Source organism: Mycobacterium sp. KBS0706 (genome assembly GCF_005938675.2).
In the GTDB taxonomy this organism is placed as follows: Bacteria; Pseudomonadota; Alphaproteobacteria; order DSM-16000; family Inquilinaceae; genus Inquilinus.
In genome coordinates, this window is record NZ_VCCH02000373.1 from 1 (window position 1) to 406 (window position 406).

The following is a 406-nucleotide window of genomic DNA, read 5'->3' on the forward strand; positions in this document are numbered from 1 at the left end:
TCGAGCAGCGCCGAGAGCTGGGCCGGCGACATCTGCATCACCCCCTCGCGCACCTGCGGCCACACGAACTTGCCGCCCTCCAGCCGCTTGTGGATCAGCACTATGCCGCTGCCGTCCCAGACCAGGATTTTGATCCGATCGGCCCGCTTCGCGCGGAACACGAAGGCTGCGCCGCAGAACGGATCGAGCCCGATCGTCTCCTGCACCGCCGCGGCCAAGCCGTCATGGCCTCTGCGGAAGTCAACCGGCCGCGTCGCCACATAGACCCTGAGCTGCGCGCCCGGCGCGATCATGTCGCTGCCCGCACCGCCCGGATCACCTGCGCCAGATGCCGGCCGTCGACATCAGGCTCGGTGCGGATCACGACGGTGCCCACCACGATCTCGATGCGGCCGCCCATCGGCTT

At 69.0% G+C, this 406-nt stretch carries 1 protein-coding gene; it reads right to left on the reverse strand.

The features are described from left to right. On the reverse strand, nucleotides 1-293 hold a 293-nt coding region (tnpB, locus tag FFK22_RS42335), incomplete at its 3' end, for an IS66 family insertion sequence element accessory protein TnpB (RefSeq protein WP_138893743.1). Nucleotides 294-406: the final 113 nt, after the last annotated feature.